The organism is Nitrospirota bacterium, from assembly GCA_035516965.1.
Taxonomy (GTDB): domain Bacteria; phylum Nitrospirota; class UBA9217; order UBA9217; family UBA9217; genus MHEA01.
Genome location: DATIZR010000074.1, coordinates 1 through 20,947, shown reverse-complemented (window position 1 = coordinate 20,947; position 20,947 = coordinate 1). Strand labels below are relative to the sequence as shown.

The 20,947-nt window shown below is 58.5% G+C and carries 19 protein-coding genes and 1 rRNA gene; 4 read left to right on the top strand and 16 right to left on the bottom strand.

The window, feature by feature from the left end; all coding sequences use genetic code 11:
• Positions 1-35 precede the first annotated feature (35 nt).
• From VL197_11755 to VL197_11680, 16 genes are all read right to left on the bottom strand, one after another.
• Positions 36-1,079, bottom strand: a complete 1,044-nt coding sequence (locus VL197_11755) for a BTAD domain-containing putative transcriptional regulator (GenBank protein ID HUJ18655.1) — start codon at positions 1,077-1,079, stop codon at positions 36-38.
• Between the two features lie 90 nt (positions 1,080-1,169).
• Entirely contained in the window at positions 1,170-3,248 is a 2,079-nt protein-coding gene (locus VL197_11750; GenBank protein HUJ18654.1) for an AAA family ATPase, read from the bottom strand.
• A gap of 45 nt (positions 3,249-3,293) precedes the next feature.
• Positions 3,294-3,545 (bottom strand): hypothetical protein, encoded by a 252-nt coding sequence (locus tag VL197_11745; GenBank protein ID HUJ18653.1) that lies wholly within the window; start codon positions 3,543-3,545, stop codon positions 3,294-3,296.
• A gap of 120 nt (positions 3,546-3,665) precedes the next feature.
• Positions 3,666-4,409, bottom strand: coding sequence for a methyltransferase (locus VL197_11740; protein HUJ18652.1), 744 nt, complete (start codon positions 4,407-4,409; stop codon positions 3,666-3,668).
• A 165-nt stretch (positions 4,410-4,574) separates the two neighbouring features.
• A complete protein-coding gene (locus VL197_11735; protein HUJ18651.1) occupies positions 4,575-4,955 on the bottom strand; it encodes a YbgC/FadM family acyl-CoA thioesterase in 381 nt (126 codons plus the stop codon).
• A 16-nt stretch (positions 4,956-4,971) separates the two neighbouring features.
• Complete coding sequence (gene hemG / locus VL197_11730) at positions 4,972-6,396, bottom strand: protoporphyrinogen oxidase (GenBank protein ID HUJ18650.1); 1,425 nt, start codon at positions 6,394-6,396, stop codon at positions 4,972-4,974.
• Positions 6,397-6,548: 152 nt separating this feature from the next.
• Positions 6,549-7,448, bottom strand: a complete 900-nt coding sequence (hemH, locus tag VL197_11725; GenBank protein HUJ18649.1) for a ferrochelatase — start codon at positions 7,446-7,448, stop codon at positions 6,549-6,551.
• A 66-nt stretch (positions 7,449-7,514) separates the two neighbouring features.
• The gene (gene hemE / locus VL197_11720; GenBank protein ID HUJ18648.1) at positions 7,515-8,546 is read right to left on the bottom strand and encodes a uroporphyrinogen decarboxylase; all 1,032 of its coding nucleotides are present in this window, start codon (positions 8,544-8,546) and stop codon (positions 7,515-7,517) included.
• 119 nt (positions 8,547-8,665) lie between these two features.
• The gene (locus tag VL197_11715; GenBank protein HUJ18647.1) at positions 8,666-9,433 is read right to left on the bottom strand and encodes an ABC transporter permease; all 768 of its coding nucleotides are present in this window, start codon (positions 9,431-9,433) and stop codon (positions 8,666-8,668) included.
• Positions 9,430-10,413: an ATP-binding cassette domain-containing protein gene (locus tag VL197_11710; protein ID HUJ18646.1), complete on the bottom strand. Its 984-nt coding sequence runs from the start codon at positions 10,411-10,413 to the stop codon at positions 9,430-9,432. Before VL197_11710 ends, VL197_11715 begins: the two co-directional genes overlap by 4 nt.
• Positions 10,414-10,427: 14 nt before the next feature.
• Entirely contained in the window at positions 10,428-11,840 is a 1,413-nt protein-coding gene (locus tag VL197_11705) for a peptide-binding protein (GenBank protein ID HUJ18645.1), read from the bottom strand.
• Between the two features lie 330 nt (positions 11,841-12,170).
• Positions 12,171-12,506, bottom strand: a complete 336-nt coding sequence (secG, locus tag VL197_11700) for a preprotein translocase subunit SecG (GenBank protein HUJ18644.1) — start codon at positions 12,504-12,506, stop codon at positions 12,171-12,173.
• A 107-nt stretch (positions 12,507-12,613) separates the two neighbouring features.
• Positions 12,614-13,375 (bottom strand): triose-phosphate isomerase, encoded by a 762-nt coding sequence (gene tpiA / locus VL197_11695; GenBank protein HUJ18643.1) that lies wholly within the window; start codon positions 13,373-13,375, stop codon positions 12,614-12,616.
• A 166-nt stretch (positions 13,376-13,541) separates the two neighbouring features.
• On the bottom strand, positions 13,542-14,735 hold the full coding sequence (locus VL197_11690; GenBank protein HUJ18642.1) for a phosphoglycerate kinase: 1,194 nt from the start codon (positions 14,733-14,735) through the stop codon (positions 13,542-13,544).
• Positions 14,736-14,802: 67 nt separating this feature from the next.
• On the bottom strand, positions 14,803-15,810 hold the full coding sequence (gap, locus tag VL197_11685) for a type I glyceraldehyde-3-phosphate dehydrogenase (GenBank protein HUJ18641.1): 1,008 nt from the start codon (positions 15,808-15,810) through the stop codon (positions 14,803-14,805).
• Between the two features lie 89 nt (positions 15,811-15,899).
• The gene (locus VL197_11680; protein HUJ18640.1) at positions 15,900-17,225 is read right to left on the bottom strand and encodes a DUF1015 domain-containing protein; all 1,326 of its coding nucleotides are present in this window, start codon (positions 17,223-17,225) and stop codon (positions 15,900-15,902) included.
• A 75-nt stretch (positions 17,226-17,300) separates the two neighbouring features.
• Here VL197_11680 and VL197_11675 point away from each other — a divergent pair, with 75 nt between their 5' ends.
• The 4 genes from VL197_11675 to VL197_11660 all read left to right on the top strand — a co-directional run.
• Positions 17,301-18,293 (top strand): bifunctional riboflavin kinase/FAD synthetase, encoded by a 993-nt coding sequence (locus tag VL197_11675; GenBank protein HUJ18639.1) that lies wholly within the window; start codon positions 17,301-17,303, stop codon positions 18,291-18,293.
• 283 nt (positions 18,294-18,576) lie between these two features.
• Positions 18,577-18,942, top strand: a complete 366-nt coding sequence (locus VL197_11670) for a CbiX/SirB N-terminal domain-containing protein (GenBank protein ID HUJ18638.1) — start codon at positions 18,577-18,579, stop codon at positions 18,940-18,942.
• 21 nt (positions 18,943-18,963) lie between these two features.
• A complete protein-coding gene (gene tyrS / locus VL197_11665) occupies positions 18,964-20,178 on the top strand; it encodes a tyrosine--tRNA ligase (GenBank protein ID HUJ18637.1) in 1,215 nt (404 codons plus the stop codon).
• Positions 20,179-20,514: 336 nt separating this feature from the next.
• Positions 20,515-20,947, top strand: a 16S ribosomal RNA gene (locus VL197_11660); the annotation flags it as partial.

Below are 20,947 nucleotides of genomic sequence, written 5' to 3'. Positions count from 1 at the left end.
ATCGCTCCTCGCAATGACATATTGCCAGTTTTCAATTAGCCTCCAATAATGCTCCGGAATAATTTCTTCGTCCGCTCCTCCGGCTCCAGGTCCAGGTCACGGCTCAAGGCCCGCTCACACCGTTCGTAGGTCCGGATCGCCTCTGTCCGCTGTCCTGAAGCACGGTACCGGGCCATCAGCCAGCGGCAGGTCTGCTCATTCGCGGGGTCTGCCAGGAAGAGCGTCTCATGAAGAGCTACGGCCTTTTCCCCCTCTCCCAGCGAATCTGCAAGGGTGCCCGCCTCCTCGAGCGTGCGCAGGTACTGCAGGCGCAGCCGGTCCCGCGTCTCGGCGCTCCATCCGGCGTAAAGGTCTTCGGGCAGGAAATCTCCGGCATAGAGCGAGAGGGTCTTTTCGTACTCCTTCAGGAGCTCCTTCCGCGGGTGCGCCGTTCTCAGCCGGGCAACGTGTTCGGCCTGCGCAAGGAATTGCCCGACATCGGTGCGGACGCGGCGCCGGTTGAGCCCGAGCAGGTCGCCCTGCTGCCGGATGATGAAGATGTCCCTCCCTGCCAGAGGCCGCGGGTCGAGCGTTTTCCGGAGCCGGTACAGCATGGCGTTGAGCAGGCTGCCTCCGTTCTGCGACCCCTTTGCCGGCCAGAGAATGTCCGCGGCTAGCTCCCGGGAGATCTTGCCGTCCTGCGCCACCAGCAGCTTGAGCAGGGTCCTGGCGCGTTTGCTCTTCCACTCCCCGTCGCTGACGGGCTTGCCGCCGCGGAATACCTTGAACCCGCCGAGGCATTGTACGGACAGGAGCTGATACCCGGCTCCGGTCCCGTGGTCTCCGGCCAGGGACGTGCAGTAGTCCGTGCAGATGCCCGCAGTCGCGGCTTTCCGGGCCAGGTCCCTCAGCTCCCCGGTGGTCAGCAGCGCGTAATAGGTGAAGCCCCGGTCCTGGCCGATGGAAAAACCTTCGGCGAGATGACGCAGGACGAGATCGTTTTTCTTCTTCTTTTCGTACAGCATGGCCAGCATCAGGTGGGCGTTCGCCTCCTGCTGGGCGGCCCTGAGGCTCCTGAGCGAACGGAGTGCGGACGTCAACTCCTGCTCGGCCCGCTGCAGTTTCCCGGACTTCAGATGGATCGCCCCGCTGGCGATCAGGTAGATCGCGTGGAACAGCTTGCTCCCGGACTACGATCGGACCGCGAGGGCGGAGTCCGATTCGCATTTTGCCTGCCGCAGCTTCCCCTGGAACAGATAGGTGATCGCGAGCAGGTGCGACGCTGATGCACGGAAGAACTCGTTGCCGGACTGGGAGCCCCTGCGCTTGCACTCGCCAAGCAGCACCTCGGCCGCCCGGTAATCGCCCTGCGCGATCTTGAGCCACCCTTCGATATCAAGGGAGAGAAAACCGATGGATTCCAGGGTGTGGCTGTCCGCCACCCTCCTGCATTCGTCGATGCGTTCCTGAGCTTCCGTAAAATCGCCCTCGAACAGCGCGGTCATGGCGCTGGTCAGGAGCAGCGCGGCCCTGCTGCCCATCTCGTGGGGGATGGCGGCATGAGCTTCGAAGCCTCTCCGGAGCGCTTCTCGGGCAAGAGGGAAATCGCCCTCGTAGAGCGCGCAGGGCGTCAGGTACACAGCGCACGTGATCTGGTAAAAGACATCCCCCTGCTTCCCGAAGAGATCGAGCGCCCGCGTCAGCGAGTCCGCGCTCTTCTGCAGCTTCCCGGTGAAGAACCATGCCATGCCGAGCGCCAGATGGAGCCTGGCCCGGGCCACCTGGGGCTCCCGGGCGCCCCGGCTGAGGATCGTGAGCGCCTGGCGCGCTGTGCGCTCCATACGGCTGAAGTCGCCGCCCGTATGGAAGCATTGTTCGATGATGCCGCAGAGGGACAGCATCAGACCCGAACCCCGGCTGGGAACAATGGTGCGGGAGCGGAAGCCCTTCTGTGCGAGGTCGAAGAACGAAAGGGCGGCACGGGGGTCCGTGAACCGGCATGAAACTGCACGCGCCAGATGGAACCAGGGCCGGTTGCGGTTATCTTTGGGAAGGTCTCCCTGCCAGCGGAGAAGTGTCTGCGTCTTCCCCCGGGAGATCAGTCCCGGTGCCGAGGTCTCGATCAGGCGAAGGGCCTGCGCGAACTGGCCTGAGGCGAGCAAAAGGTCGACGGCCCGCACCGCGTCCCCTGAGCGTGCGAAATAGACGGATGCGCGGGAGTACAGTTTCCGGGCTTCACACGGCTTCAGGGAAGTCCACAGCTTTTTGGAAAGGAATTCCCGGAAGAGCGCGTGATAGCGGATGACCGTGCCGGCGTCGTCGGCAGCGGCGATGAAGAGGTTCCTCCGCCGGAGCTCGGCCAGGAGGCTGGCCGTTTTTCCCTGGGGGAGCCCGGTGAGCTGCGTCATAAGCGGGGCCGGCAGATGGTCGGAGACGAAGGTCCGCAGCAGGAACTGCTGAAGGTCCGCAGGCAGGTGAGCAATGACCTCCTGGGCCAGATAGTCAAAGACGTGGGCGTGGAGGGCGTTCCTGCCCGGCCCCTTCAGGGATTCGTGCAGGGGGGCCGACGCAGTCGCGAGGTATTCATGCATCAGCACGAGCGCCGTGGGCCATCCTTCGGCTGTCCTGTTCACAAGGGCGGCATCATCCGGAGCAAGATGCATTCCAAACACGGAACTAAAGAGGTCCTGCGCCTCGCCATCACTGAACTTGAGATCACTGCCGGACATCTCCGCGACGGCCCGCCTTGCCCTCAGACCCGCGATCGCCAGTTCCGGCCGCGTCCGCGAAAGGACCATGAACCGGACGTGGGACGGCGCATCCTCGAAGAGTGTTGCGAGGACCTGCAGAAGCTCGGGAGAGCAGGACGTATTATTGAGATCATCGAAAATGATAAGGCAGGGAGCGGCGAGCGAAGCGAAAACCTGGCGGACCCATTGACGCGCCGTGTGCCTGAGAGCTTCGACACCGTGCCGGTCATGGGAGATGCGCGGGAGAGCGGGGACAAGGCCGGGAAAGACGAGCTGCAGTGCCTGTCCCAGGGAGGAAAGAAAGAGCGCCGGATTTTCATCCTCCTGGTCCATGTTGTACCACAAGAAAGGCGACTCCGTTGCCCGTGCAAAGCCGGCCGCCAGGGTGCTTTTCCCCTGCCCGGCCTGGCCGTGGATGATCACGAGCTTTTTGTCATCCCACGCGTGGAGGCGGTTCAGGAGGCGGTCCCGGTCGAGGACGGGAGCGGCGCGGGGAGGAAGAAATTTCGCTGTGTGCATGGTGATGTCCCCTCGTACGGTCTGAATGCCTGCACGTGGAACGCTTCAGGCGGTCTTAGTAACTAACAAATCAAATTCTTTACAAAACGGCAAGAAAATTTCTCGCAGAGGTGCAGAGCTCGCAGAGAAAATCAAAAATAATTTGCCATGAAAGACTTTCGGGTTTTGGTTATAAACTCTGCGTGCTCCGCGAGAGACGCCTTTAGCTTCCGGGTTAGGACGAAAATGAAAAAAGGCCGGGTTCTCTGCATTCCGCCCTGCTGATGAATAAAAAGCGCTCAGCCGCCAATCCGGCATGATCGTCATGATTATAGAGAGGACACGACGAAAAATCAACGGGAACTCTGAGGCGGCAGTGAGCACGGCGAGGTAAGGAGAACGGGCAGACGGGAAGCTCTCTTCGCGGGACGATCCTTCTCAGACGGACTGACCATAAATTCCGAGCATCTCCCCGGTAAACCCGCATCCGGGTTGGTGAACGACGAGCGGCGGAAGAACACGCAGCCCGACCCCCGCGGCCTTCACGGACTCGATCAATGCGAGCGACGCAGGCTTGTCACGGAAGGGGTGGACGAGGCGCATGAGCTTCGGCTCGAGTCCCCGCTTCCGGAGCGAGGGGAGCAGTTCAGCGAGCCGGTCTGCGGGAAAAACGACAACATAGCGCCCCCCGTTCTTCAGGAACCGCTGGAGGTCCAGCCAGTCGGAAAGACTTCCCTGGCGCTCCTGGCGGGACACCCGGCGCTCTTCTCCGGGACTCTGCTTCCCGGCCCCGTTCCGCCGGTAGGGCGGGTTCGCAACGATGACGTCGAAGAGAGCGGACGAGAGATCCCTCTTCATCGACCGCAGGTCTCCCTCGCTTAACTGGACCCGGTCCTCGAGCCCATTGTCAACGATATTCCTGCGGCACAGCCTTGCCAGGGCCGGCTGGATCTCGACCGCGGTCAGGTGAGAGCGAAGATGTTTTTTCGCGAGGAGGAGGGAGACGATGCCCGTTCCCGTGCCCGGTTCCAGGATGCGGTCCCAGGGCTTGATGCGGCAGAAATCGGCGAGCAGGAGACTGTCCAGATTGAAGCGGGCGCCTCGTTTGTCCTGAGCAACGGTCACGACACCCGCGCCACGCAGAGACATGCTGTCGAGAGTATGGATTTCCTGGCCGGTCAACGGATGAGTTCCCTCAATCGGATCGATGCCTGAAATTCTCAATACGAAGTGCACATGAACAGAACGTACCAGGAGCCCGGCAGGAAGATGCTACGGATTGCTGACAGCAGCGTGGCGATTGGAACTTATTTGTAAGCTGTGATCCGTGACGCGAAGAGAGTGCCGTTACTGCACCTTTTCCACGTATTCCTCGGTCAGCCGCTTCGGCCTGCCCTGTGGGTCCACGTAAACGACTTTCGCCCTGCATTCCACCAGGACGCGTTGGGAGCTCTTTTCCCGCATGATATGTTCGAAGACCGTGGTCACGCGCGTGATATCACGGACCCAGGTCTCGACCTCGATGACGTCACCGTACCGGGCCGGAGACTTATAGTCAATCTCCGCCCTGAGCACCATGAATATGGTTCCCTCGTCCGCGAGCTTCCTGACCGAGTAGCCTTTGCTCGCGAGGTATTCGGTCCGCGCGCGCTCCATATACTTGAGGTAGTTCGCGTAATAGACCACGCCTCCGCAGTCCGTGTCCTCGTAATAGATCTTGACGTCCATGAAGTGGTTCATCATCCTACCCCTTCAGGATCTTCTCCGCCGCGATCTGCCCTTCATGCACGCAGTCCCCGATGCCGATGCCCTTGTAGGAACAGCCGATGAGATGCAGTCCCGGGTGGGTCGAGATGGTGCGGTCGAGCACGCCGACCCGGTCCAGGTGCCCTACCGTGTATTTCGGCATGCCCTTGATCCAGCGGTAGATCTTCGAAAACTGCGCGTTCGCCTTGAGCCCCAGGATCGCGTCGAGCTCTTCGAGCACCATCGTGGTCATGCCGGCGTCGTCGAGCTCCTGCACGAGATCCTCGTGATGACCGCCGCCCACGAAGCCGCGGATCAGGATATGGTCGTCGGGCGCGCGGAAGGACCACTTGATCGAGCTGTAGGTTGCGGCGTTGATCCGCCTGCCCTCCACGCGCGGGACGATGAACCCGAAGCCCTTGAGCGGTACCTTGACGTCCTCCTTCCGGAACGCGATCGAGACCGTGGCCGACGAGGACCACTCGATCCGGTTCAACTGGGCCGCAAGGGTCTCGTCGAATCCCTTGACCATTTCCGCTGAATCGTAGGAAGCTGTGCCGAGCACGACCTGGTCCGCCTCGAGCGCTTCCCCGCTCTCCAGGATCACGCGGTACCCCGTGCCCCGCGGCTCGACGGCCTTCACGGAAGTATTGAGCCTGATCGAGTCCTTGCCGATGGCATCGGCGCAGGCCTGCGACAGGGTCTCCATGCCGTTCTTGAAGCTCATGAAATAGGTCATCTTCGGCGCGCCGGGCTTGGGAGGCGGACCGCTCAGCGTTGCCTGGGGCCTGCTTCGCATGGAAGCGAGCATGCCGCGGATCAGGCTGCCGCTCTTCTGTTCCATTTGCACGAAGCGCGGGAACGTGGCGAGTACGCTCATGTTGTCCGGGTTCGAGGTGTGGATCCCGGCGACGAGCGGCTCCGCGATTTTCTCGAGGCATTCGCGGCCGAGGCGGCGCGTCACGAACGTGGCGAGGCTTTCATCCTCCATGACTTTGCGCTTCGGCACAAAGATCTCCATGCCCATGCGCATCTTGCCCGGCCAGGAGATGAGTCTCGATTTCGCCATGGGCATGAACATCGTCGGCACCATGAGCATTACGCCTTCCGGCAGGGAGTGGAGCCGCTTCCGGGAGTAGATGAAGGTCCCCTTGAACTGGTCGTTCGAAGGCAGCATCTCCGGTTCCAGGCCGAGGTTTCTGGCGAGGTTCACGGTCCAGACCTTCTCGGGAAGAAAACTGTCCGGCCCGCCTTCGATGGTGAACTGGCCGACCTTCTCGGAGATGAACTTGCCGCCGATACGGCCGCTCTTTTCGAGCAGCAGCACATCGGCCTGCTTGTTGTGCGCCTTGGCCCCGGCCTTCAGCTGGACGGCCGCGGCCAGCCCGGCGATGCCGCCGCCTACGATGATTGTTTTTGTCATAAGAACCCCTTGTGGACGCAGATTTGAGCAGATGAACGCAGATAAGCCATCGAATGCTTTTTAAGCATAGCTTGTTTCAAAACGTGCAGATTAATTATTTGAACAATGCATCCTCAACGACGTTCGTTCGATCTTTTTACGCTCAGTAAAGATTACGTTGCCTGTTTCACAATTTCAGCCAGTGCCATGATAAAGAGCCGCGAGGTGTTCAGCGATTCAGCCCGTTCGAACGTGATACCCAGTTTTTCCGCGTGCGCCCGGTGCACGATGTCGATGTCGTACAGTGTTTCCAGATGGTCGCAGGTGAAGCCGACGGGAACTTCCAGGACCGAGCGAAAGCCCTCCCGGGCGATGGCGTCGAGTGTGGGCTCGACCCCGGGTTCGAGCCAGGGCTCGGTGGCGCGGGCGCCTTTGCTCTGCCAGGCCGCGCGCCAGTGTTTGAGGTCAAGGCTGTTTGCAACGAGCTGAATGGTTTCTTCGACCTGACGCTTGTACGGATCGCCCGCCGTGATGTACCGCACGGGGATGCTGTGACTGGTGAAGATCACCACTACGTGTCTTTGCTCTCCGGTCCAGAAGCGTTTCAGGCCGTCAAAAACTCGTTCCTCCCAGGCATCGATGAAATGAGGGTTATCGTGCCAGCTTGCAATGAACTTCTTGCCGATGGACCCTTCATTCAGCCGGTCGAAGGCCGACTGGTAGACGCCGGTGGTCACCTCCGTGGCAAAGGGAGACAGGGAGAGGCCGATCACGCGTTTGGCGCCCTCCCGGACCGCTTTCTCGAAAGCCACTCCGATGGAGGGGGAGGAGTACCGGAAGCCCTCATACACGCGGAAGCCGCTGCCGAGTTCCGCGGCAAGGGCCTGGGCTTGCGCCTTGACGAGGTCGGGCAGCGGCGACCCGCCTCCGATCAGTTTGTACCGTTCGGCGACGGCGGCGACCACGGGGGCAGGGGCAGGACGCCCCATGAACGAGGCCATGAAGGGGCCCACTTCGTCGAGCGACCGCGGCCCGCCCAGGGCGATGAGTATGACGGCTGTGTGGTTGGACATGAAAATGCAGGGACAGGGAGGCCAGGACAGTCCGAATTCCCGGACCCTGGCTCGGGGCCCCGAACCCTATCTCTTGCTCAGTTCGTGCGTCGCGTTGATGAACTCAGCGGCGTGGTCGAGCGGCGTCTGCTGCAGGATGCCATGGCCCAGGTTCATGATGTGGCCGTTCCTGCCGCCCGCCCGGTCGAGGATCTCCCGGGTGCGCTTCCGGATGAACTCCTTGGAGCCGAAGAGGGTCACGGGGTCGAGGTTCCCCTGCACAGCCTTGTGGTGTCCAACGCGGTTCCAGGCCACATCGAGGTCGCAGCGCCAGTCCAGGCCGATCACGTCTCCGCCGGCCTCAGAGACCATCTCGAGGAGATGGGTCGCCCCGTGGGCGAAGTGGATGAGCGGCACCGTCTTCTTGACGCCGGCGATAACGTTCTTCTGGTGCGGCAGCACGAACTCCCGGTAATCGCTCGGCCCGAGCGCGCCGACCCAAGAGTCGAAGAGCTGGACGACCTGCACGCCCGTGTCGATCTGGGCGTCCAGGTAATTGATGATGACGCCGGTAAGATGCTCCATGAGCGTATGCCAGGCCTTCGGCTCGGAGAACATCATGGCCTTGGCGTGCTCGTAGTTCCGGGAGCCGCCGCCCTCGATCATGTAGCTTGCAAGCGTGAACGGCGCACCCGAGAAGCCGATGAGCGGCACCTTGCCGTTCAATTCCTTGAGCACGAGCTTGATGGCCTTCATCAGATACTCGATCTGGGATGCGGCATCAATGGGCTTCAGCTTCTGCACGTCGGCCATGGTCCGCACGGGGTTGTGGATGACCGGGCCTTCGCCTTTGGCGAATTCGAGGCCGATGCCCATGGGCTCGAGCGGCAGCAAGATGTCGGCGAAGATGATGGCCGCGTCGATCTCGTAGCGCCGGACGGGCTGAACGGTCACCTCGGCAGCCACCTCCGGCGTCTTGCACATCTCAAGGAAGGTGTGCTTCGCGCGGATCTCGCGGTATTCAGGCAGATACCTGCCCGCCTGTCGCATCATCCATACGGGCGTGCAGTCCACGGGCTCCCGCCTGCATGCCTTGATGAACCTGTCTGCTCTGGACATCGATGGTCTCCTTACCCTAGCCTGTCAAATAGTAGTGGATGCTGAATTGCAAGCAACAATAATAGTATGTTATTGAATAAAACTCAAGGGATTTTTGCGTGAATCCTGTGAAAGAAGGGCTATTCTTTGCTTCGAAACGACAGTGCGGCAAGGGTGATCATAATGACCGAGACCGCAGCCACGATGAAAAGATCGAGGGAGATCGGGAATTCGGGGCCGAGGGGTGGCGTGGCGTTCAGGAGAAGAGCGTGCTTGAAGGCGTCTATGCCATAGGTCAGGGGGTTGACCTGGGAAAGGTGGCGGAGCGCGGGAGGCATGGCCGAGACCGGATACATCGCGCCCGAGAGGAACAGCATGGGCATCACCAGGAAGTTCATGATGATGTTGAAGCCGTCGAAGGACGTGAGCCGGGCGGCAATCAGGATGCCGAGCGACGTGATGCAGAATGAGACCAGCAGGGACACGGCAACGACCTCGGCAAACTGCGCGATGGTCACGTGAATGCCGAGAAAGGGGATGAGGAACAGGATGATGACGGCCTGGGCCACGGATATCAGGGTCCCCGAGACGGCCTTGCCGATCACGATGGACAGCCGCGAAATGGGTGCGACCAGCATTTCCTTCATGAACCCGAACTCACGGTCCCAGACGATCGAGATGGACGAGAAGATCGACGAGAACAGGATGGTCATGCCGATCATGCCGGGAAAGATGAACTGGAGGTACGAGAAGCCCGCCTGCGGTCTGATGAGCGAGCTCATGCCGTTGCCGACGACGAACAGCCAGAGAACGGGACGGGCAAGGGTCCCCAGGAGCCGGCTCTTCTCGCGGAAGAACTTCTTGAACTCGCGCAGGCATATCACGTAGATGGGCCGGAGCTGGATCATCGCTGCGCCCTCCGGTGGCTGCGCACGAATTCCCGCGTTATCTCCCGGTCGTTCTGGAGCCCTTCATCCCTGATGGTTCTTCCGGTGAGCCGGAGAAAGACATCGTTCAGCGTCGGCTTCTTGAGCCCGACCGAACGGGTCTCGACCGACAGCGCCTGCAGGAGCTTGGGAATGAACTCGTCGCCCCTCTCCGCCTCGATGCACACCCCGTCGTTTTCGGCCCAGGTCTTCTTGTTGAAGACACGCTCTATTTCCCGCGCGGCGCGCTGGTTGTCCGAGGTCACGAGCGTGATGATGTCACCATGCAGCATTTCCTTGAGCCGGGGGGGAGTGTCGAGCGCGATGATCCTGCCGTGGTCCATGATGGCGATGCGGTCGCAGTTCTCCGCCTCCTCCATGTAATGCGTGGTCATGAAGACGGTGATCTTCTCTTTTTTCCTGAGCTGATCGATGAAGTCCCAGATGGTGTTCCTTGTCTGAGGGTCGAGTCCGATGGTCGGCTCGTCCAAGAACAGGACCCGCGGGTAATGGAGCAGGCCCCGGGCGATTTCGAGGCGGCGTTTCATGCCGCCCGAAAAGTTCTTGATCAGGTCGTGCTTCCGGGACTGGAGCGCGACCACGGCGAGCATCTCGTCGATCCGGCGCTCGGTCAGCTTCCGGTCCAGATTGTAGAGGTACGCATGGAACTTGAGGTTCTCGTAGGCTGTCAGGCCGGCATCGAGCGTGGTGTCCTGGAAGATGAGGCCGATGGCTGCGCGGACCTCGTCGGGATCCTTTGTACAGTCGTGGCCGGCGATCTCAGCCCTCCCGCCCGTGGGGGACAGGAGCGTGCAGAGGATGTTGATGGTCGTTGTCTTTCCCGCGCCGTTCGGCCCGAGAAAGCCGAAGACCTCGCCTTCGTTCACGGAGAAGGAGATGTTGTCGACAGCGGTCAGGGTCTTGAAATGTTTGGTGAGATTGTGGACTTTTATAATAGACATAAAAAAAGCTTCGGCTACCACTCCATCCGATCCTTCGGCACGTACCAGTGGATGAAGTTGTACATGATGCCGAGCGGCGCGACCTCGATCCCCTTGAACCGCCTGTGCACGATCGGCAGCGCATCGGGGACATAGAGGAAGGCATAGGGCTGCTCCTCCGCGAGGATCTCATGGATGCGGTAATAGATCTTCTTTCTTTTTTTCAGGTCAAAGGTCCTCCGTCCTTCGACGAGAAGCCGGTCGACCTCGGCGTTCTTGTAGCCGATGAAGTTGTATTCTCCCTTTTTGGTCTTGCTCGAATGCCAGATGTCGTACAGGTCCGGATCGCGGCCCATGCTCCAGCCGAGAATGATCGCATCGAAGGAACGCTTGTCGATCTGTTCGAGAAAGGCCTGCCATTCCATGACCCTGATGCTCACGTCAATACCCACGGCCTTCAGGTTCTGCTGGATGATCTCGGCGGCATGAATACGTTCGTTGTTGCCCTGGTTGGTCAGGATCGTGAAGCGGAAGGGCTTGCCGTTTTTTGCGAGCATTCCATCCTGCGACCCGACCTGCCATCCCTCTTCGGCGAGCATGCGCCGGGCGCGTCCGGGATCGTAGGAGTAGCTCCGGGCGTCGGGATTGTAAGCCCAGGAGACGTACGAAAAGGGACCGGTACAGGGTTTGCCGAGGCCGAGCAGGATGCCGTCGATGATGCTCTGCCGGTCGATCGCGTACGAAAGCGCCTGGCGGACGGCAATGCTGCCGAACAGCGGGTTGGTCAGATTGTACCCCAGGTATGTATAGGCGTTCGCCGGGTAGCGGAACTTGTCGTAATGCTCCCTGATCCTGCGCGTCTCGCTCTTCCTCAGGTACTGGAGCGGCGTCAGACCCATCATATCCACGCCGCCGGACAGCAGTTCCTGGAACATGGTCGTGCTGTCCGGGATGATCCGGTACAGGAAGGTGTCGATGTTCGGCCGGCCTTCAAAGTAGTCCGGGTTCGCCTCAAGCACGATCTTCTGGCCCGCGATCCATTCTTTGAACCGGTAAGGCCCCGTTCCGATGGGTTTCCGGTTGAATGCGTCGGTGTTGATGTCCTTTCCCTCGAGGAGATGCTTCGGGATCATGCCCGCGGCCCAGCTTTCGAGCGCCGGCGAGAAGGGCTCCTTGTAGGTCACCCGGAACGTGTACCGGTTCACGATTTCCGCCTTCGCAACGTCCATATAGGAGCTGCTGTACGGAGTGGCGACCTTCGGGTCCATGAATTTCTGGTACGTGAAGAGGCAGTCCTCGGCCGTGAATTCCACGCCGTCGTGCCATTTCACGCCTTTGCGCAGATGGAACGTGATGGTCTTGCCCCCGTTGGTCACGTTCCATTTTTCCGCAAGGTCGCCGATGAGCCTGATGTCCTTGTCATACTTGACCAGGCCGTTGAAGACCATGTCATTGATCGTCCCCGAGGCGGAGTCATTGGCGATGACCGGGTTCAGCCGGCGGGCGTCACCGATCGAGCTCTCGACGAAACTGTTCGGGTTCCTCTCGGCCTTCTGGCCGCAGGCGGAAAGAAGAAGGCCAAGGACAAAAATGATTAACCACAGAGAGCGCGGAAAAGAGCAAAGAGTTTTTGAACAAAGCGGGCGGTCATGCTTTTCCCCCGGAGTCCTCTGTGGTGAAGGAATCTTCTTGAGTCGTTTAATGATCATCATAACGAAAAAATAAAAGGGTAGGCAAAGCCTACCCTGTATGATACACGCACTCAACTGCAGCAATGGCTATTTTGCCGGAGCGGGAGCAGGTGCTTGCTGAGCAGGTGGGGCGAGAGGAGCCGCAGGAGCTGTCTGCTGCTGGGGCGGCCGTACTCCCTCCATGACGGAGCTTTTCTTCGACGACGTGATCGCCAGTCCGAGCGAGGTGAACATGAACAGGATGGCCGCACCGGTCGTAAGCTTTGCCAGAAAGCTCTGCGCCCCGCGAGGGCCGAAGACGGTCTGCGATGCACCGCCGAATGCAGCGCCGATGTCAGCTCCTTTACCCTTCTGGAGAAGGACCATCGACACCAGGATGGCCGATACAATGACGTGGACCGTTATCAATAAAATGCGAAGCATGAGCGTGTACCCTCCTTAATATATTTCCCGCACCGCGGAATCCGCCGAGAGGGACTTTGATCTGCGCTGTGAGCGGTTAAATCTCAGCGATCTCTGCAGTACGATGATTACCGAAAATTGACCAGAGCGGCGAACGATTCGGGTTTCAGGCTTGCCCCCCCTACGAGTGCGCCATCGATGTCCGGCATAGCCATCAGGCTCGAGACATTCTCGGGCGTCACGCTGCCGCCGTACTGGATCCGGAGACCGTCGGCGATCTCTTCCCGGTACAGGGCTTTTACCCGCTGCCGGATCAGCGCATGCACCTCATTCGCCTGTTCGGGGGTGGCTGTCTTCCCGGTTCCGATAGCCCAGACCGGCTCGTAGGCGATCACAATCTTCTTCATGTCGCCGGCTCCGATGTCATTCAGGCCGCCGGTGATCTGCCGGTTGATGATCTCCTGGAGTTTTCCGCCCTCGCGCTCGGCGAGGGTTTCTCCCACGCAGAGGATGGGCCGCAGGCCTTTCCTGAGCGCCTGCTTCACCTTTTTGTTCACCGTCTCGTCGGTCTCCCCGAAGTACTGACGGCGTTCGCTGTGGCCTATGATAACATACTGGCATCCCAAATCCAACAGCATTTCGGCTGAGATCTCACCGGTAAGGGCGCCTTTGTCCTCCCAGTGCATGTTCTGGGCCGACAGGGCGATGTTCGTGCCTTTGATAATTTCGCTCACCGCTTGAAGAGACGTGAACGGGGGGCCGAGCACAATCTCCCGATCTTTTACGACGGAGACGAGCGGAATGAGACTCGCCGCAAGCTCGCGTGCCTCCCGGGATGTCTTGTTCATCTTCCAATTGCCGGCAATGATCGGTATTCTTCTTTGATTCATGGGAGGTACCCGCTTTCTGGAAAGCCTGCCGATGGTTTTCCCGGTATGAGGCTCAAATTTCAGACTTCAATCAAACTTCAGGCAATAGAGATTGAATCGCTCTCCCTGTTCATCTCGAGCGTTGGATCTGATCAGAACCGCGAGACTTGTCCTTTTGGATTTATCGTTATTCCTTATCATCCGTCAGCGCCGCAAGGCCAGGGAGCTCTTTGCCTTCAAGCAGTTCCAGCGAGGCTCCTCCGCCCGTCGAGATGAAGGTGATGCTGTCCGACACTCCGGCATTGTGCACGGCAACGTCGGTGTCGCCGCCGCCCACGATCGTCGTCGCATAGGAGTCGGCCACCGCGCGCGCTATGGCGAATGTGCCGCGCGAGTAGGCGTCCTTCTCGAACATGCCCATGGGGCCGTTCCAGATGATGGTCTTCGCGTCCTGGAGCGCCTCCGAGAAGAGTCGCGTCGTGGCAGGTCCGATGTCGAGGCCGACCCACCCCTGGGGGATCTCCTGGGAGGTGACGATCTTGGTCGTCGCACCGTCATTCATGCTCTCGGCAACGACGAAATCCACGGGCAGGTAGAATTTCACGTCGCTCTCGCGGAGGCTCTTGCGTATCTTCTGCGCCATCGGAAGCATCTCGGTTTCCACGAGCGAGCCGCCGACCTCCTGGCCGCGGGCCTTGATGAAGGTGAAGGCCATGGCACCGCCCACGATGATCTTGTCGCACTTGTTCTTGAGGTTCTCGATCACGCCGATCTTGCCCGATACCTTGGCGCCGCCCAGGATGGCGACGAAGGGGCGCACCGGGTTCGCCACGGTCTTCTGGAGATAGGTGATCTCCTTCTTCATCAGGAAGCCCGCTACGGAATACCTGACGTGCCTGGTGATGCCATAGGTGGACGCATGGGCGCGGTGAGCCGTGCCGAAGGCGTCGTTCACGTAGATGTCGGAGAAGGCGGCGAGGGCCCTGGAGAAGGCCTCATCGTTCTTTTCCTCCTCGGCATGGAACCGCAGGTTCTCGAGGAGCAGCACGTCGCCGGGCCGCATGCCCTGGACCAGGTGTTCCACGTCTGGTCCCACGCAGTCCTTCGCGAACTGGACCTCCTTGCTCAGGAGGCGTGACAGGCGCGTTGCGACCGGCGCGAGGCTGTACTTCGGGCTCGGCTTGCCCTTGGGCCGGCCCAGGTGCGATGCGAGGATCACCTTCGCTCCCGCGTCAAGGGCGTAATTGATGGTCGGCAGGGTGGAACGAATGCGCGTATCGTCGGTGATGTTGCCGTTCTCGTCGAGCGGTACATTGAAGTCCGCACGGATGAACACCCGCTTGCCCTTGAGGTCCACCTTTTCGATCGTCTTCTTGTCCATATGCAATCTCCAGAATCAGCCACAGAGACACCGAGAAAAGCTTGCCTTTTTGTCTCCCTGTCAGGTCTTACAGGCCCTTCTTCGCCACTAGGATCGCCAGATCGCGGAGCCGGTTCGAATAACCCCACTCGTTGTCGTACCAGGAGATCACCTTCACCATGGTACCTTCCATGACGCTCGTGAGTGCCGCATCCACGATGGAGGAGTGCGCGTTGCCCTTGAAGTCGATCGAAACGAGCGGCGCTTCCTCGAACTGGAGGATGCCCTTCAGTTTGCCCTCGGCAGCGGCCTTAAGCGCAGCATTGACCTCTTCCTTCGTGGTCTTCTTGGAAACCTCGAAAACGACGTCCACGACCGAGACGTCCGGCGTGGGTACGCGGAGCGACAGACCGTCGAGCTTGCCTTTCAGTTCCGGCAGCACGAGCGAAACGGCTTTGGCCGCGCCGGTCGAGGTCGGGATGATGGACGTGCAGGCTGCGCGGGCACGGCGGAGGTCCTTGTGCGGCAGGTCGAGCAGCTTCTGGTCGTTGGTGTAGGAGTGGATCGTGTTCATCAGGCCGTGCACGATGCCGAAGTTCTCATGCACCACTTTGGTAAAGGGCGCGAGGCAGTTTGTAGTGCAGGACGCGTTCGAGATGATGTGGTGTTTTGCCGGATCATAGGTCTGCTCGTTCACGCCGATCACGAAGGTCGCATCGGGGTCCTTGGCCGGCGCGGAGATGAGCACTTTTTTAGCGCCCGCGGTGATGTGCTTGCCGGCGCTCGCTTTGTCCAGGAACAGGCCGGTACACTCCAGGGCGATGTCGACCTTGAGGTCCTTCCAGGGGAGTTCCGCGGGGTCCTTTTTTGCTACGACGGCGATCTCCCTGCCATCGACCACGATCTTGCCGTCTCCGGCCTTTACGTCATGCGGGAATTCGCCGAAGGTCGAGTCCCATTTCAGCAGGTGCGCAAGCGTTTTCGTGTCCGTAAGGTCGTTGATCGCAACGATCTCGATGTTCTTATTGCCCTGCGAAGCGCGGAACACGTTCCTGCCGATACGTCCGAATCCGTTGATCGCAACTTTGACAGCCATGGTAGCCTCCTTGGGACTGATGAATTGTAAATTTCAAAATGACGGAAATGGGTTTGATCCTTCTACGAATTGCGCTTTCACCGATGACCTTATTCTAGCCTGTGTATCACCAGGCCCGTGAGGAGCTTGGGATAAAAATAGGTCGCCTTCTGAGGCATGCGTTCACCGGCCGATGCCACCTCTTTTACCTCCCGCACCTTGGTCGGGTTCATGAAAAAAACAATTTCAGCGAGTCCGTCGTGGACGCGCTCGTCAGCATCGGCAGCGTCCTTGATGTATTCGATGTTCAGGCCGAGCTTGTGAGTCGCCATCTTTACGCCCAGCAGTTTGTCGATGATCAGGTGATGGAGGATCGAGACGTCAAGCCGCCGGTATGCCGCAGACCTGTCCGGGATCACCTCATCCATGTCCGACTCGTTCCTGAGGGTCAGGATATAGTAGCTTGTCTCTCCCTTGACCCGCATCCCGAACACATGAGCGCGCTCGGCACGGTGAGCCATAGTGTCCAGAACCGTCCGGCGGTCCGCGGTCTCTGATTTGCGGTCGAAGTCGATTCGCTCAATATTGAAGTAGCGGTTCAGATCGTCCTCAAAGCGCTTCGGGTCGAAACCGGACAGGTTGAAAAGGGCGCGGTGAGCGGGCAGAACCGTCAGCCCGGGGTCCTCAAGCCGCGCGAGGTACATGGCAACATACTGGTAAGGCTCATCGCTGGTATACGATCCAGCCGCGATCCGGCGCTCATTCCGGTAGTTGAGCGCGGTATCGTATCGATGGTGACCATCGGCAATGAAGATCGGCTTGTCCGCCATCTCGCGGACAATTGCGGCGATGTCAGCTGTGTCGGTTATTGTCCAGATCCTGTGGAGGACACCATCGCTGTCCTTGACATCCATATCGGGCCGCCCGCCGACCCTCCCTAGGATGGCTGCCACCCTGTTCTCCGGGTCCGAAAAGAGTGAAAATATCTGGCTGAAACTCGCGTTGCAGGCCCTCAGCAGCTTCAGCCGGTCCGTCTTGGGGCCGGACAGTGTGGTCTCGTGCGGCTTGACAACACCCGAATCGTAATCCTCTATCCGCACGAGGCAGATCATGCCCCGGAGTTTCCTGGTCTCGGTTCCTGCAGGATACTCCATTTCATAGACATAGATTGCCGGGGTTTCGCTTTTGCGGAGGATGTCGGTCCTCAGCCATTCGTCGAGGAAGGCGGCCGCCCGCGTGTACCGGTTGTCCGTATCGGTATCGCCGGGGCTTTCCAGCCCGAATTCGAGCCGTATGACGTTATGGGGGCTTTTCCGGTACAGTTCCTGCTGCTCGATTGGCGGTATGATGTCATACGGCGGACAGACGAGTTCGCTTATGCGCCCCGCTTTTGCCTGGTTGTACAGAATTCCCCTGAGGGGTCTTATGGTTGCCATTGATCGAATCCTTGCCGGAAGAGGCGCTTAAAACGGCCTTCAAAAGACCTCTTTTATAACACAGCGCTTGTTTTGATGTCAACACCTTTTGCGCAGGCCGAGGTTGACAATTTCGTCACAGTGTGCGATTATCCCAGCGCAATGAGGATCATCCGCGGCGTAAAAAACTATACCGAGCGGCTTCCAAACCCGGTACTCACGCTCGGGAACTTCGACGGTGTTCATCTTGGGCATCAGGCGATCTTTCAAAAGGTCGTTGAGCGCGCAACAAGGATCAAGGGGACGAGTATTGCGTTTACCTTCGAACCGCATCCGCTCAAAGTGCTGGCACCCGAGCGGTCTCCGCGCCTCTTGAATACCTTTCACGGGAAAATGCGCCTCTTTGAGGCAGCCTGTATCCAGGTCGTTGTCTGTGCTCATTTTAACCGCTCCTTCGCCGATCAGAACCCAGAGGATTTTGCCCGTGAAGTGCTTCACAAATTGCTCGGGGTGCGAGAGGTGTATGTCGGCTATGACTACGCCTTTGGCAAGGGCCGGGAGGGCAGCATCGAGTCTCTGAAAAGGATGGGTCAGGCCTATGGATTTGAGGTCGGAGTCATCGAGCCGGTCCGGGTGGACGGCGTTGTTGTCAGTAGTTCGGCGGTTCGTGATCTTGTGGTGAACGGGCGTGTGGAAGAGGCGGCCCGCCTGCTCGGACGGCACTATGCCATTGAAGGCGAGGTCGTGCACGGCGCGCATCGGGGCCAGTCACTCGGTTTCCCAACGGCGAATCTGAAGACCGCGAATGAACTGATCCCGGGAATCGGGGTTTACGCTGTCATCGCCCATGTTGGCGGGTGCGATATCAAAGGGGTGGCATCCATTGGCATACGGCCCACCTTTGACAGCGGACCGGTATCGATCGAAGTCTATCTGTTCGATCTTAATGAGGATCTTTATGGAAAGTCGATGGATGTCTCTTTCGTGAAACGATTGCGAGGAGAAGAGAAATTCTCGAACGCGGACGCCCTCGTGCAGCAGATCCGCAAGGATGTGCAGGATGCGCAGGAGGTGCTGAAGGTTCTCTGATCTGATACAGACAGCACCTGCATTGCGAAAGGGGGTGAAGATCGTATGGCATGTGGTAAAAAATGCGGAACCAAAAAGGCGTCGACAAAGAAATCGGCCAAGAAGAAATAGTCTTATAGGTTAGAGATGTGTATTGTTGACGGCGGGTGGGATGCAAACCCGCCCCTTTTTTATTATTGACAGCGGGCCTGCCCCCCCCGATCGGCGTGATAAACTTCATTCTGAATTGACATTTTTACCAGCCTGTGCTAGAAAAGCACTCTCATTTCCTCATGGTGTTTGGATGAAAAAAGCAGTCATACTTCTGGGACATGGCAGCCGAAATGTGGATGCCGACGGAACGATCCGGCGGGTCGCTTCCGAAGTAAAAGGCAGCGGCGGCTTCGAGATCGTGGCCTATGCATTTCTTCAGTATATGAAGCCGGGCCCCGATGAAGTGCTGGAGCAATGCGTGAAGGAGGGGGCCGAGATGATCGTGGTGGTCCCGTTCTTTTTACAGCCTGGAGCCCATGTAACGAAGGATCTGCCCGCGCTCATCGAGAAGGCGCGAATGCAGTATCCGGATGTCGGGATCACGGTCACGGAGCTGGTGGGATCTCATCCGCTCATGACGGATATCGTGCTTGAACTCGCGAAGAAACATAACTGACCAGAGAAGAAACGAAACATGATTTCGGCCAAAGAACAACTGGATATCATAAAGCGCGGAGCCGTAGAGATCATTATTGAAGCGGATCTCCTTAAAAAGCTCGAAAAGTCAGTTTCGACAGGGATACCACTGCGTGTCAAGGCAGGATTCGATCCGACAGCGCCTGATATCCATCTGGGGCATACGGTCCTGTTGAACAAGATGCGTCAATTCCAGGAGCTCGGACATGAGGTTGTTTTCCTGATCGGGGATTTTACCGGCATGATCGGCGATCCGACCGGAAAGTCCGAGACGCGAAAACATCTGTCGAAGGAAGAGGTCGTCCAGAACGCGAAGACCTATCAGGCGCAGATCAACAAAATCCTCGACCCTGCCAGGACGTCGATCGTCTTCAACAGCGAGTGGATGTCGAAGATGTCGGCGGAGCAGATGATCGAGCTTGCCGCGAGACACACGGTTGCGCGCATGCTGGAGCGGGAGGATTTCAAGAAGCGCTATCAGTCCGAGCTTCCCATCAGCATCCATGAGTTCCTGTATCCGCTCATCCAGGGTTACGACTCGGTGATGCTGAAGGCGGATGTGGAGCTTGGCGGAACAGACCAGAAGTTCAATCTCCTCGTAGGCCGGGAACTCCAGAAGGAATATGGCCAGGAACCGCAGTGCATCGTGATGATGCCGCTCCTCGAAGGGCTCGACGGTGTGAACAAAATGAGCAAGAGCCTCGGGAATTACATCGGGATCAGTGAGCCCGCCGGGCAAGTATTCGGGAAAATCATGTCGACGAGCGATACCCTCATGATGCGGTACTATGAGCTGGTCAGTTCTGTTTCTCTGCCGAGACTGGACAAGATCAATACTGACGTGAAAAACGGTTTGCTCCATCCCATGGAAGCAAAAAAACAGCTTGCCGCCGAGCTGGTTGATCGGTTCTGTGGTCCCGGTGAAGGAGCAAGGGCCCGAGCAGAATTTGAGAAGGTCTTTAGCAAGAAAGATATGCCGGAGAATATCCCCGTTGTTGAGGTTGTCTGGGAAGGCGAAACCATGAAACTCGTCAAGCTTATGTCAACATCGGGGACAGTAACGAGCAACTCAGAGGCTAGAAGGCTGATACAACAGGGTGCTGTGGAGGTGAACCAACAGCCTATCATGGATGTGAATGCGGAGCTGTCGGCAACCAGTTTTTACACGTTACGGGTTGGGAAAAAACGATTTGTGCAGATAATACCTAAGAAATGAAAAATAATTATCGTTGTGATAAAAAAGTCTTGACACAGAAATATGCTTGTGATAAATTGCGCCCTCGTTCGGCGGTAGACCTCGGGCAAAACCTCGAAGTTAAAGAAAACCAACCGAGCATTTCAGGCAGAGACTAATTTTCAACCAGCTGAATAAATTTCTTGACAAGTTAATATAAATTAGTTAGTATTGATATTCTGCGAAGTGTGCAGAAACATGGTCTTTGAAAACTAAATAGGTGCATATCTTCCAAGGGCTTTACGGTCTTTGGAGATGGCGGGTTTTGAGAAACAAACAGTCAAGTTACCTTGAGTAACATTGCTTAAGGATCAGATTTTTTTGGAGAGTTTGATCCTGGCTCAGAACGAACGCTGGCGGCGTGCTTAACACATGCAAGTCGAACGAGAAGTCTGTAGCAATACAGATTGTAAAGTGGCGCACGGGTGAGTAACACGTGGGTAATCTGCCCTTGAGTTTGGGATAACCCCGCGAAAGCGGGGCTAATACCGAATAAGACCACGGGGACCAAAGTCCCTGAGGTAAAAGATGGCCTCTATTTATAAGCTATCACTTAAGGATGAGCCCGCGGCCCATTAGCTAGTTGGCAGGGTAATGGCCTACCAAGGCAATGATGGGTAGCTGGTCTGAGAGGACGATCAGCCACACTGGAACTGAGACACGGTCCAGACTCCTACGGGAGGCAGCAGTGGGGAATATTGCGCAATGGGCGAAAGCCTGACGCAGCAACGCCGCGTGGGGGATGAAGGTT